Annotated in this window: 9 protein-coding genes and 1 pseudogene; 4 read left to right on the top strand and 6 right to left on the bottom strand. The window is 61.3% G+C overall.

Going from position 1 to position 12,422, the window contains the following annotated elements:
• Positions 1–935, top strand: a pseudogene (locus Y703_RS0115520) (hypothetical protein); the annotation flags it as partial.
• Here the strand turns inward: Y703_RS0115520 and Y703_RS0115515 are convergent.
• Positions 932–1,372, bottom strand: coding sequence for a hypothetical protein (locus Y703_RS0115515; protein WP_026553441.1), 441 nt, complete (start codon positions 1,370–1,372; stop codon positions 932–934). The pseudogene Y703_RS0115520 and the gene Y703_RS0115515 sit on opposite strands and share 4 nt — an antisense overlap.
• A gap of 424 nt (positions 1,373–1,796) precedes the next feature.
• Here Y703_RS0115515 and Y703_RS0115510 point away from each other — a divergent pair, with 424 nt between their 5' ends.
• On the top strand, positions 1,797–2,045 hold the full coding sequence (locus Y703_RS0115510) for a WhiB family transcriptional regulator (protein ID WP_019483052.1): 249 nt from the start codon (positions 1,797–1,799) through the stop codon (positions 2,043–2,045).
• A gap of 86 nt (positions 2,046–2,131) precedes the next feature.
• On the opposite strand, the gene Y703_RS0115505 is transcribed toward Y703_RS0115510, so the two are convergent.
• Genes Y703_RS0115505 through Y703_RS0115490 form a run of 4 tightly spaced genes read right to left on the bottom strand, consistent with a single transcriptional unit; the run spans position 2,132 to position 10,511 of the window.
• A complete protein-coding gene (locus tag Y703_RS0115505) occupies positions 2,132–3,607 on the bottom strand; it encodes a sensor histidine kinase (RefSeq protein ID WP_026553440.1) in 1,476 nt (491 codons plus the stop codon).
• Positions 3,608–3,619: 12 nt separating this feature from the next.
• Complete coding sequence (locus Y703_RS0115500) at positions 3,620–8,464, bottom strand: NAD-glutamate dehydrogenase (protein WP_026553439.1); 4,845 nt, start codon at positions 8,462–8,464, stop codon at positions 3,620–3,622.
• A gap of 59 nt (positions 8,465–8,523) precedes the next feature.
• Positions 8,524–9,855: a CpaE/TadZ family protein gene (locus tag Y703_RS20330; RefSeq protein WP_051427657.1), complete on the bottom strand. Its 1,332-nt coding sequence runs from the start codon at positions 9,853–9,855 to the stop codon at positions 8,524–8,526.
• Positions 9,852–10,511 carry an SAF domain-containing protein gene (locus Y703_RS0115490; RefSeq protein ID WP_026553438.1) on the bottom strand — a complete coding sequence of 220 codons (660 nt, stop codon included), beginning with the start codon at positions 10,509–10,511 and terminating at the stop codon, positions 9,852–9,854. Before Y703_RS0115490 ends, Y703_RS20330 begins: the two co-directional genes overlap by 4 nt.
• A gap of 222 nt (positions 10,512–10,733) precedes the next feature.
• Here Y703_RS0115490 and Y703_RS0115485 point away from each other — a divergent pair, with 222 nt between their 5' ends.
• The gene (locus Y703_RS0115485; protein WP_026553437.1) at positions 10,734–10,973 is read left to right on the top strand and encodes a helix-turn-helix domain-containing protein; all 240 of its coding nucleotides are present in this window, start codon (positions 10,734–10,736) and stop codon (positions 10,971–10,973) included.
• Between the two features lie 5 nt (positions 10,974–10,978).
• Here the strand turns inward: Y703_RS0115485 and Y703_RS0115480 are convergent, their stop codons facing one another.
• A complete protein-coding gene (locus tag Y703_RS0115480; RefSeq protein WP_026553436.1) occupies positions 10,979–11,530 on the bottom strand; it encodes a hypothetical protein in 552 nt (183 codons plus the stop codon).
• Positions 11,531–11,678: 148 nt separating this feature from the next.
• Here Y703_RS0115480 and Y703_RS0115475 point away from each other — a divergent pair, with 148 nt between their 5' ends.
• On the top strand, positions 11,679–12,410 hold the full coding sequence (locus Y703_RS0115475; protein WP_026553435.1) for a LysM peptidoglycan-binding domain-containing protein: 732 nt from the start codon (positions 11,679–11,681) through the stop codon (positions 12,408–12,410).
• Positions 12,411–12,422 lie beyond the last annotated feature (12 nt).

Below are 12,422 nucleotides of genomic sequence, written 5' to 3'. Positions count from 1 at the left end.
CAGAAGAGGTGCTGCACGACATTGTCCGGGACGGGGCGTCCGCTGGCATCACTGCGGTCATATCGGGCGCGCGGGAGCTGACCACGAGCCGGTTCTTCCCGCTTGTCCCGAACCGCCTGTACTTTCCGCTGGGTGCCACCCAGGAGTCCCTCTTGACCTGGCCGAAGCTTCCGCCGATGGATGCCCTTCCGGGGCGCTGCCTGGCACAGGGCCCGATCAGCAGCGCGACGGGCGCGGTAGGTCAACTCGCGTTGGGGAGCAACGATGCAGCTCATCCCTGCCACGCTAACGCCGTGCGACCAGCAGTTGACCCCTACAGGATGCTGCCCCTACCGGCCGTTGTCCTCGAGTCATTTGATACATTGGCGACCTCGGCCGGAGGGCTTCTTCGGGTGCCCATCGGCCTCGGCGGTGACGAGCTGGACGTCGTGTTCCTCGAACTGCCTCAGCGGACAGTCTTCCTCGTGATTGGAAGCTCGCGCTCGGGACGCACCACACTGGTTGAGCGGATCGCGGCTGAGGTTCCCGCTGAAACAGTATGTCTGCGTCCTGCTCCGACTGCGGACCCTGATGCTTACTGGAGGGAGCTGGTCAGGTCCGGTCTCCCCTCAGTCCAACCACCTGATTCGCTGCTCCTCGTTGATGATGCCGACCATCTATCACCTGAGACCCAACGCCATCTAACTGCCTTGTTCACCCAGGGCTACCGCATGATTCTGACTGTTTTGGAAGGACCATCGGTGCTGACCAAGGTCCCCCTGGCCACGTACGCACGGGCCGCGCGAACGGGGATAGTTCTGGGTCCACACCGGCCATCCGATGGCGACTTTTTCGGTGTTCGCCTGGACTGCGATGCTCTACCTAATCCTGGCCGGGGGTTCCTCATCGGCACTCGAGACCCGATCGAGGTTCAGGTGGCCCTGACCGCCGATTAGAGGATCCTGGCGCTGTCGGAGGTGCGGGAGGTGTAGGCAACAACCGGTTTGGTAAAGAGCAGCAGCAGCACTGCCGCTGCGGGCACCAGCAACGTTAGACCAACTGAGATGATCCCGGCGGAGAGCGTGGGCACTGCAATAACAACAACGAACAGTTGGAACACCAGCGCCGCAGATCTGGTCCAGCGGTAGCCACCGGCGAGTTTGTAGCAAACCACCAGCAGCCAGAGCGCCAGCACGAGGAGGAAGACCATGGTGAAAATAGCCCCACCCAACGAGGTCGGGGTGCTGTTGAGCAGACCATAGAGGTACCAGCCTGCTGCAGCAAATAGGCCCAGTGCTTCCAGGAGCAGAATTGCAGCGATGATGGTGGCAGCAACCGGGCGTGTATCGCTTGCGGAAGAGCCAGGAGCAGGGTGGTCAGGAGTTTCAGTCATCAGCAGATCCATTTCGCAGAAGGATCAGTTCGGTCAGCGGCTGTTGCTGCATACAACTCATCCATCTCAGTGGGTAGTTTTAGTCGGGTGGAGGGCCTGGACTTCTAGCGGCCAGGTGGGACAGGTGATGCTCCAAGCCTAGCCAGAAAGGGCGCTATGGTCCCCCCGGAGTCTTGACACAAATGCGGGCACCGGACATAGTCGTATGACAGTACAGCAGCACGCATAGTACTCCAGCTGATAATCCTTGTGACGCATAACTCACCACATCGCACAATTTACCGCTTGTTACCCCTTGTTTGCGCCAATTTAACGTGGCAGCCTTGAGGAAGAGACAACCGGGGGCCGTACTGGCCCCTTTACTATGTGGCCATTCGTGAATGATTTCACAATCGTGGATGGCCGAAGGAGAAAGTGATCGTACATGGATTGGCGTAGCCGCGCTGCATGCCTCGACAAGGACCCGGAGTTGTTTTTCCCGGTCGGAAACACTGGGCCTGCCCTTCTTCAGATCGAGGAAGCCAAAAGCGTCTGCCGTCGCTGCCAGGTGGTTGACACCTGTCTTCAGTGGGCTATTGAATCGGGACAGGACGCAGGCGTGTGGGGCGGGCTGAGCGAAGATGAGCGTCGCGCCCTCAAGCGGCGTGCCGCCCGTGCCCGTCGTGCGTCCTAACTCAGGGCCCCTGCGCGTGGCCTTTTGGCTGTAACCAAAATCTACGAGCAACCAGCGGATCGCGGCCTTCGGGTGGCGATCCGCTGCTATGAGCGGTTGTTGTGCAATCCGAGCTCGATAGTAACGTCCGTCCCTCCGCCGTCGCGGGGTGTCCACTCGATCGAGCCATCGAGCTCACTGGTCACGAGGGTTCTGACGATCTGGAGGCCCAGGCCCTCTTTGTGATTTCCATCGGGTAAGCCGATGCCGTCGTCAGCCACTGTGACGTTCAGAATCTCATCACCGTTGTCACCCCTGCGCCGGTTGGCAAGCAGCCACACGGTACCGGTTCGCTCCGACAAACCATGCTCCACAGCGTTCGTGACCAGCTCGTTGATCACGAGAGCCAGGGGTGTGGCAAAGTCGCTGGGCAGTTCGCCGAAAGACCCGGCGCGTTCGGTCCGGACAACGTGGGTCGGTGAAGCGACCTCTGCCGACAACCGGAACTGCCGGGCTATGAGTTCGTCGAAATCGACGCTCTGGGACAAACCCTGCGATAGCGTCTCATGCACCAACGCAATGGTGCCAACCCGTCGCATCGCTTGCTCAAGACCCTGTTTGGCTTCGTCGCTGACCATGCGTCGGGACTGCATCCGCAAGAGGGCGGCAACTGTCTGCAGATTGTTCTTGACCCGGTGGTGAATTTCGCGGATCGTCGCATCCTTCGACACCAATTCCATTTCCCGTCGGCGCAGCTCCGAAACATCCCTGCACAGCACCAGCGCGCCGAACCGTTCCTTCGCATCGCGCAGTGGGATAGCTCTCAGGGAGAGACTCACACCGCGGGACTCGATTTCAGTCCGCCAAGGCATTCTGCCCGTCACCACCAGCGGGAGCGTCTCGTCAACCAGGCGCCGATCGGTCAGCAGCGAGGTAACTATCTCAGCGAGGGACCTCCCCTCCAGGGTCTCGACATCGCCGAGCCTCCTGAACGCCGACACGCCATTGGGGCTCGCGTACTGAATGACTCCTTCGACGTCCAGCCTTATTAATCCGTCACCAACCCGCGGGGCTCCGCGGCGGGATCCGGTCGGGGTAGCGAAGTCCGGCCACAGACCCAGCGTGCCCATCCGGAGCAGATCGTGAGCGCACTGGCGGTAGGTCAGTTCCAGCCTGGAGGGCATACGCGAACTGGAGAGGTCCATGTGGGTAGTGACTACCGCTAGGGTACGTCCGTTCCTCACCATTGGCACTGCCTCGACCCGCATCGCCATCTCGGTGGTCCAATTGGTATCCCCTGAGCGTTCCATCTGCTGGCTCCCCCACGCCCTATCGACAAGAGGGAGCAGATCAGCGCGAATCCGTTCGCCCACGAAGTCGGTGTGAAAGACCGTGTGGGAGGTCGACGGCCGCACGTGCGCCAACGCCACGTAGCCGCCGCCGTCCAGCGGGAACCAGAGGGCAAGGTCAGCGAAGGCAAGGTCAGCGACCATCTGCCAGTCACCCACCAGAAGGTGAAGCCACTCCGCATCACCTGGGCCGAAATGGGCGTATTCACGGATCGGATCAGTGAAGATTGCCACGAACTGCCTGTCCTACCGTCGAACGATCGACCGGAGCAACCGGAGCGCGACCGACAGGGAAGCCATGTCGTCCCGTTCCAGACGGTTGACCTCAACGAACATGTGGCGGGCCCGCTCGAGCATTTCAGCGTTCTGCTGTTCCCAGGCGTCCAGGCGGTCGCCTGCCTCGGCCCCGTCAATTGCGGCGGAAGCCTTCATCACCGACACAGTCATATCTGCGATCGTTGAATACAGGTCGTCACGCAGCGCCGCACGGGCGAGTGCCTGCCACCGATCCCTGCGGGGAAGAGTAGTGATCCGCTCCAGCAGGTTATCCACGGCGAACCGGTCGTAGACTGCGAAATAGACCTGGGCGATACGTTCCACCGGCTCGTCGACTTGCGCGGTGATGAGCGCGATATCCAGGAGCCCGAAGGACTCGAACTGTTCAGCCCAGTGGCGGGCAATATCGTCGGGCAGGCCCCACTCTTCAGCACGTGCGAACCACTCGCTGACCCGCTCTTTGTCGCGGCCAAGCACGTAGTCCACCAGATGGGTGCGTAGTGGATCCATGAGCGGCTTGAACCTCTGGATGTCTTCAGCCACCGAGGTTCCCTGACCAACATTGTTGACGAACCAGCGAACTGCCCTGTCCAGAAGCCGACGCATGTCGAGGTGGACTGTCGCCCATCGATCCGTGGGAAAGCTCGCAGGGAGCTGACCGAGCGATTCGACCAATGCGTCAAGGTCATAGATTTCCCGCAGCGCCACAAAAGCGCGAGCAATCACGGGCCCTGATACCGAGGTTTCCTCCATCACCCGGAAGGCGAAGGTGATGCCTCCCATGTTGATCATGTCGTTGGCGATCACCGTGGAGATGATTTCCCTACGCAGTGGGTGGGTGTCCAGTTGGCTGTCGAAGCGTTCAGCCAGTTGCTGGGGAAAGTACTCCCTGAGCGTCCTGCCGAACCAGGGGTCATCGGTAAGGTCGCTCGTGGAGAGAGCCTTGGTCAATTCGATCTTGACGTAGGCTGCCAGCACCGCCAGCTCCGGGGAGGTCAGCCCCTGCCCGGACTCGACCCTGGCCCGCAACTCTTCTGTGGTGGGCAGAGCCTCAAGCTCCCGGTTCAGGTCAGCGTTCGCCTCCAGCCAGTCCATGAGGCGTTCAAAGCTGGGGCTCCACTCCAGCACCCGCTGTCGATCGTTGAGAAGCAGCACGTTTTGGTCAATGTTGTCCTTGAGGACAAGCGTGCCCACCTCGTCAGTCATCGAATGGAGGAACTCAGTACGCTCTTCAGCGGGTAGCGCTCCAGTCTTAACCATTCGATCGACGAAGATCTTGATGTTTACTTCGTGGTCGGAACAGTCGACACCAGCTGAATTGTCGATAGCGTCGGTATTCAGCACCACGCCGCTCAGCGCAGCCTCGATCCGCCCACGCTGGGTCATACCGAGGTTCCCGCCCTCGCCGACCACCTTGGCCCGCAACTGATCACCGTTGACTCGGATAGCGTCGTTGGCTTTGTCCCCGACCTCCGCATGGGTTTCGGTGGACGCCTTGACGTAGGTGCCGATGCCGCCGTTGTACAGCAGATCAGCTGGTGCTGACAGGATGGCCCGCAACAGTTCCGGTGGGCTAAGGGTGGTGACTGACTCGCTCAGCCCGAGAGCAACCCGAACCTGGTCCGAGATCGGTACGGTTTTCGACTGCCGCGGGTAGATCCCACCTCCCTCGCTGATCAGAGAGTCATCATAGTCTTCCCAGCTTGACCGCGGGAGCTCAAACAGCCGGCGACGCTCGGCGAAGGATGCCGCTGCGTCGGGGGTCGGATCAAGGAAAATGTGGCGATGGTCGAATGCTGCAACGAGCCGGATGTGTTCGGACAACAGCATTCCGTTACCGAAGACGTCGCCGCTCATATCGCCGACGCCGACTACCGTGAACTCCTCGGCCTGGGTATCGATGCCGAACTCACTGAAGTGCCGTTTAACTGATTCCCAGGCGCCACGGGCGGTGATTCCCATGACCTTGTGGTCGTAGCCGACCGATCCGCCGGAAGCGAAAGCATCGCCCAGCCAGAAGCCGTACTCAGCGGACAGTTCATTGGCAATGTCGGAGAAGGCCGCGGTGCCCTTATCTGCTGCGACCACCAGGTAGCTATCGTCGCCGTCGTGTCTCACCACACGGGGCGGCGGAACGACAGATTCGCCATCCACTCCGGTCACCAGGTTGTCGGTGATGTCCAGTAGAGCGCGAATAAACGTGCGGTAACTCGCTTGCCCCTCTGCCAGCCAGGCAGCGCGATCCACTGAGGGATTGGGGAGTTGCTTAGCGAAGAAGCCACCCTTAGCGCCGGTAGGCACGATTACTGCGTTCTTGACCGTCTGCGCCTTCACGAGGCCGAGCACTTCGGTCCGGAAGTCCTCCCGCCGATCAGACCAGCGGAGCCCTCCGCGTGCAACCGTGCCGAAACGCAGGTGCACACCCTCAACCTGGGGCGAGTAGACCCAGATCTCGAACTTGGGGCGCGGGTAAGGGGCTCCATCGATGGCCGACGTATCGAACTTGAAACTCACATGGCGCTTGTCCTGGAAGTAATTGGTTCGCAGAGTTGCCCCAATCAGGTTGCCGAAGGTTCGCAGCACCCGGTCGGCGTCGAGGGTAGGCACCTGCTCCAGCCCGGATTCCAGGGCCTCCCGTGCACCATCGGTGCGGGTGGCCCTGTCCTCTTCACTAAGTTCCGGATCGAACCGAGCCTCAAAGAGGGTGACCAGCGCACGACTCACTGCGGCGTTGGCGAGCAGCGTGTCGGCGACAAATCCGTAGGAGTTCGTATTGCCCATCTGCCGCATGTACTTCGCGTAGCTGCGCAGAATGACCACCTGGCGCCACCTCAGGTTTTCTCTCAATACCAACCGATCAAAGGGATCTGATTCGGAGGAACCGGCGACAGCCGCCGCGAAGGACTCCTCCAACAGGCGCCCGGTGCTCACCGGGTCGATCCCTGCGGGGTACTTGAGGCCCAGGTCATACAGGAAGAATTCCTTCCCATCCGACCGTTCCACCTCGAAGGGCCGCTCGTCCAGCACCTCGAGACCAAGATTGTGGAGGAACGGGAGGATCTGGCTCAGACTTTTGGGCTCGGTCAGGTAGAGCTTCAGCCGCGCATCTTCCTCAAGGCGCTCGCCTGCGCCCTCAGGAACGTAAACGTGCATCACGGGCGCTGCGGGGGAATTTTGCTCGCAGCGCTCAAAACGTTCGATGTCCTTGAGCGCGTCTTCCACCTCGTAGTCGACGCGGTAGCTGGCGGGGAAGGCCTCCGACCATAGCCCCGATATCTCCTCAGCGGTGCGCCGGTCGAACCGACCACGTACCACCTCGTTGATCCCTTCGGACCACGAACGGGCGGCGCCAACGAGGCGTTGCTCGAGCTCGCCGGGTACTACCGGGGCCACCTCGACACCGCGGGGAAGCCTGATGCGAAAGAAGAGGCGCGCCAGAGCGGATTCGCTGATCCGTGCCTCGTAATCGATTGACTCAGCTTGGAACGTCCGGCGCAGTTCCTGCTCAATCCTCAGGCGCACAGCTGTGGTGTATCGGTCACGGGGCAGGAAGACCAGTGCTGACATAAAGCGCCCATAGATGTCGGGGCGAAGGAAAAGCCGCGTCCGCCGCCGCTCCTGAAGGCCCAGGATGCCCATGGCCGTCGCTATCAGGTCCTGGACCTGGATCTGGAAGAGTTCATCTCGGGGGTAGGTCTCCAGGATGGACAACAGGTCCTTACCCGAATGCGAATCAGGTGGGAAGCCACACTGCAACAGGACAGCATTGACCTTGTCGCGTACGATCGGCACGCCGCGCACTGAGCCGGTGTAGGCACTGGTAGCAAACAGCCCGATGAATCGGCGTTCACCGCTGACATTTCCCTGCGCATCGAATCGCTTAACGCCGATGTAGTCCAGGTAAGCGGCCCGATGAACAGTTGATCGGGAATTCGCTTTGGTAATGACTAGTGCGCGCTTCTCACGGGCCTTGGCTTTTCCTGCGCTGGTCAGCCGCTGGATCTGGCGCCCTCCGACGGGATGCCGTAAAAGGCCGAGACCGTTTTCGTCGGCGATCCGCAGGACATCCTGGCCATCATCGTCAGTCACGAGATCGTATTCCTTGAATCCAAGGAAAGTGAAATTGCCTGCGTCGAGCCACGTGAGCAGTTCCCGGGCCTGATCGAGATCAGGGATCTCGGCCCCACCGGGAACCACTGCGAGGGAAGCCGCGATCTCCCTGACCTTGCTGCGCATGGCTGGCCAGTCCTCGACTGCGGCGCGGACATCGCTGAGGATGCTGGTCAGGCCCGTGATGATCTCGTGACGCCGGGTGTCATCGAGGATGCGCCCAACTTCGACGGCGATCCACGACTCGATGTGGGCTGCCTCGTCGCCGTCGGCAATAAGGTGCGAAATGTTCGGTAGCGCTGCGGTATCACCGCTGGACACACCCGCTGAGGATGGGACCCGCTGCAGTCTGTGCAACGCGGCACTCTGGCGGTCGCGGGTGGCAATGAAGGTGGGGTGCATGACGAGGCGGATCGCCACCTGGTGCCGCACGAGTTCGGCGGCGACCGAATCAACGAGAAACGGCATGTCGTCGGTCACGATCATGATGATGCTGGCGTCGGACTGGTCGAAAATATCTACTGCCGCGTCACCCGCCTGGCGGTTTTCGGCCAATCCGCGATGCCGTAGGGCGCGCTCCTTGAGCGCTTCAGCTGTGTGCGCTGTGGCGTCCTCTTCAGCGAGATGTTCATAGTAGTGATTGATGAACTCACCGGTAGAAGTGTCGGAACTTGACTGGTCCGTCATGCTGGATCCAGACGACATGAAAACGCCTCCATAAAAGAAATTAAAGGCAGCTCCTTTGCGGCCCCCTACCCAAGAGCCTAACGCCGTTGCAGGAAAAACATCACTTCGTTGTGGCCTGCCCCAATTCGACGGCGCCGCAGTTGTTCAATCGGTACACCGGCCAGTGCAGCAATGGCGGCACGGAGAGGTGAACGCGGTGCAGATTCCAGCAGGACCGATCCACCCAGGAGGGCCGAATCGACAGCCGTGAAGTCTGCCGGCAAGTAGGCATCAACCGGCAGCGACGGTCCAAACCGGTCCCAGGCCTCGCGGAGTTGTCGTACAGGTCCGTTGCCTACAGCAGCCGCCCGTACCTTGTTGAGGACTACCCGCGGGGTAACTGTTGGAACTGATTCCTCAAGATCGGCGAGCGCACGAATCAGACGCGGCAGCCCGACGGCGTCGGCTGCTCCCACAACGAAAACCGTGTCCGCAGCCTCGAGGCAACACAGGGTCGCAGCGTTCCGCCGCGGTGCCACCGTATCGAAGCTGAGTTCCTCGTCCGACTCTATGCAGAACCCACAGTCGATGATTGTCACATCAGCAACAAGGCGGGCCAGCTCAAGCACCCGGGCAAGAGCAATCGAACGCAGCTCTGTCCACCGGTCAGCTCGCGTGACGCCGGTGAGCACACCAAGCCGTGAACCTTTCACCGCGACCAGTGTGATGGCACGGGACAGCGCCGAGAGATCGAGCGAACCCTGTTCAGCCAATCGGCAGGCGTGCGCCAGTCCGGCTGATTCATCGAGAAGTCCCAGTGAGGCGGCCACACTGGCTCCGTAGGTATCGGCGTCGATCAGCAACACGGTCCGCCCGCAAGCTGCCAGTTCCGCAGCAAAATTCACTGCCACGGTGGTCCGACCCGGCGACCCTGCGGGGCCCCACACAGCAATCAATTCCCCCGCCCCGGTCGACGGTGGATCTTCGTCAGGCGATTCGACGATTACTGGGTCAAGTGCAAGGGCCGGGTCAGCAAAGGCAGCCCTTCCGAGCGGATGCCCGGGTGAAAGGCGACGCTGTTCGATGGCCGCCTCCACAGCCGTCTGAACGATTGCTGCCAGAGTGGCAGCCTCGACATCGGCAGAAGTATGGCTGACGCCCAGGGCATCAAGGCGGCGACGATTCTCATCGTCATCCGCCAGCGCGATCACTGCAACTTCGGCGCTCCTGAGCCGTTCGACCAATGACGAGGTGAGTTCGCCAGCATCGGTCGAGATAATGACAGCACGGGCAAGGCCCGTCTGGCACACTGCGATGACCTCAGCGAGCTCAGCACACCATCGAACGACAGTGACTGGCCCGCGCAGCTTCTCCAGCCCAGTGACGCACTCGCGGGCCACGCGGCCGCCGGTCACGACGGGGAGGCTCATGGGGAGCCGCCGGGGTTCAGAACGATGGCAATCCGAGCTTCGTTCAACAGCGCGTCCAGAAGCTCTGGAAGTTTGTCGTCACCGACGAGGACGTGAACCAGGGTTGGACCACCGCTCCCGCCCAGCGCTGATTCGGCTACTGCCAGCTCTGATATTTCAGCAGCTTCAAGCAACTGTGTGGGTGGTTCGAAAGTCCCATCGTCGCCTTCAAATGATACCCAGACGTCGACGCGGGAGCCCGTGGTGGTGCCAGTTGGCAACGGATCGTCAACAGTGAGCCCGATCGGCTTGCGGTCCAGAACATCGGCTGTGCCAAGCGTAGCCCGTGGCACCAGTTCACCCGCCCGCAGCACGGTGGTCGCCACCGCGTTCACCGGGACGCCATCCTCCACCCTGAGGTAAACCGGTTGGAGATCTCCCAGGCGCACTGCAACAACCGTCAGATCCTCAGGGGTGACCCCACCGCCGACGGGGATCTCCGACCGGGCGGCATAGACATCGGTGGTCTGATCAGCGTTACCCAGCAGCGCCGTTACTGCCGCAACTGACGCCAACACAAGGAGAAGACCGACCAGGAGCCTTGGATCCTTCCACGAGGGCTTTCTGAGCCGGACCGGAGGCCCGTCCCTTTCCGGAGTGGCTGCCAATAGGCTCACGAGGGCCTCCTACAGACTCGGGCCGCCCATCTGGCCGGCCGCGGGTAGTTTGACGTTGCCCTGCAATTCTCGTCCACGACTGCGTCAAAAGACATCCTTCCGAGCCAACTCCTTCCAAGCTGTGGATAATCCGGCCAAACCGCTCGCGGTGATGGCAAGATGAGGAGTGGATGGTTCGAAAACTTGACAGTTCTGGAAAAGCGGAACGGAAGGCGGAAAAACGTGGCCGAGAAGCGATTCCTGACCCTTGCCGATGTTGGCGAGGTGCTGAACATTTCGTCGTCGCAGACCTATGCACTGGTCAGGTCAGGTGAGTTACCCGCGATCCAGATCGGTGGGCGTGGGCAGTGGCGGGTCGAGTCCCACGTCCTTGAAGAATTCATCGCGCGCGCCTATGAAAAATCTGCAGCAGCTGTTAGGGACGGATCGGCCGGACAGGCCAGGGAACAGACAACGCACTAGCGTCCTCAGGAGCGAGAAAGCACCGCTTCCACCGCGCCAAAGGGGACCAGCACCACGCCTGCGACCCTTGTCGTGCGTCTCTGTTCTCCCAGTGGCACCGCCGCGAGCTCCAGGAAATCTCTTCCGACCCGGTCGATGGTGCCGTCAATCTTCGCACCACCAGCGAACAGTTGGACGCTCAGAAGAGTCCGGTCCCTGGCGAAGGCCCGAAAGACTGTTCCGATCCCCATCCGGGTTACCACCTGAGATCGTTCAGGTGTTGTCTGGCGCCCCATTCCGTCGACTGTGCCAATGGCAGCCGCTGGGACCATCACTGCACCAGAACCGGTCTCGAGCACTAGCCACTCCGACCCGACATGGCGGAGAACCCCGCTGAACACGGAGCCACTCCGGGAACGAATCCTGAGGGCGAGGCCCAGCTGGCCACGCAGACGGTCCATCACCGTGACTGAGGACAACTCCAGTCGTGATTGGTCGGCTATCTGGCCCTCCACTGCCAACAGTTCGGCCGCGGCGAACTGGGCTTGAAGATCCTCTAACAGGGCATCCCACCGCACCGGGCCAGCCTAAAGCCACGTTTAGCTCCGGTCAAGTATAGACACCAAAGAGGTTTCAGGTGTACAACATAGCTATAAGATCTTAAAAAGCTTCAAATGGGCTATATCTTATCAAATACGCCTAAGGCCACGACTTTCTGGAGATGAAATGAAAGGACACAGCGAAGCACCCTTGGTCCTGTCGATAGCCCTTCTGGGTCTAGGACTCTACGCTTGCGGGCAGATGATCCTCGCGAGCTCCGGCCCCCTCACCGGGTACCACCGGTTAGAGGGCTTACTCGGGCTCGCGGCCGCGGCTGCCGGGATGGTCCTCGTGGGGTGGTGGGCAGTGGCTCTTACGCTGGCCTTCGTGAGCGAGCTATTGGGCCGAGCCGGTCATCTACGTGCTGCGCGAGTAGCAGGCAGCTGTACCCCACAGTTCATGAAGAGGCTTGCCGCAACCATGGTGGGACTGCAGCTTGTCAGCGGGATACCTGCCGCTCTCGCCACCGGGTCAGTAGAGCACCGCGTCGCATCAGCTGCTCAGTCGGCTCCCGGCGATCCCGGGAGCGCAACGGGACCGTTGCCAGCACCGCCAGCTGAACCTGCCATCACGCCACAGTGGAAACCTGCCCCCGCTCCTGTCGACGGAAGGCCGCTGCTGAATCGCCAGACCCGCCCGTCCCCTGAGTCACCCGACACCCCATCTGGTGGAATAGTTGTTGGCCCTGGGGACACCCTGTGGACTATCGCTGCAGCCCATCTGGGGCCCTTTGCCACCGACGCCGAAATCGCTGACGCGTGGCCAAAGTGGCACAACGAGAACTGGCGGGTAATCGGTGAGAATCCGGACCTGCTACTTCCCGGGCAGTTGCTCCGGGTACCTCCAGCCGCCAGGTAGCACTCAGAGGGA

Source organism: Arthrobacter sp. H20, assembly GCF_000520515.1.
In the GTDB taxonomy this organism is placed as follows: Bacteria; Actinomycetota; Actinomycetes; order Actinomycetales; family Micrococcaceae; genus Arthrobacter_D.
The sequence above is the reverse complement of the archived record's forward strand: the minus strand, read 5'-3'. Positions and strand labels throughout refer to the sequence as shown.

Coding starts and splice junctions, on each gene's coding strand:
- Y703_RS20330 (WP_051427657.1), bottom strand. CDS start 9,855: ATGAGCCTCCCCGTCGTGACCGGCGGCCGCGTGGCCCGCGAGTGCGTC.
- Y703_RS0115500 (WP_026553439.1), bottom strand. CDS start 8,464: ATGTCGTCTGGATCCAGCATGACGGACCAGTCAAGTTCCGACACTTCT.
- Y703_RS0115510 (WP_019483052.1), top strand. CDS start 1,797: ATGGATTGGCGTAGCCGCGCTGCATGCCTCGACAAGGACCCGGAGTTG.
- Y703_RS0115475 (WP_026553435.1), top strand. CDS start 11,679: ATGAAAGGACACAGCGAAGCACCCTTGGTCCTGTCGATAGCCCTTCTG.
- Y703_RS0115515 (WP_026553441.1), bottom strand. CDS start 1,372: ATGACTGAAACTCCTGACCACCCTGCTCCTGGCTCTTCCGCAAGCGAT.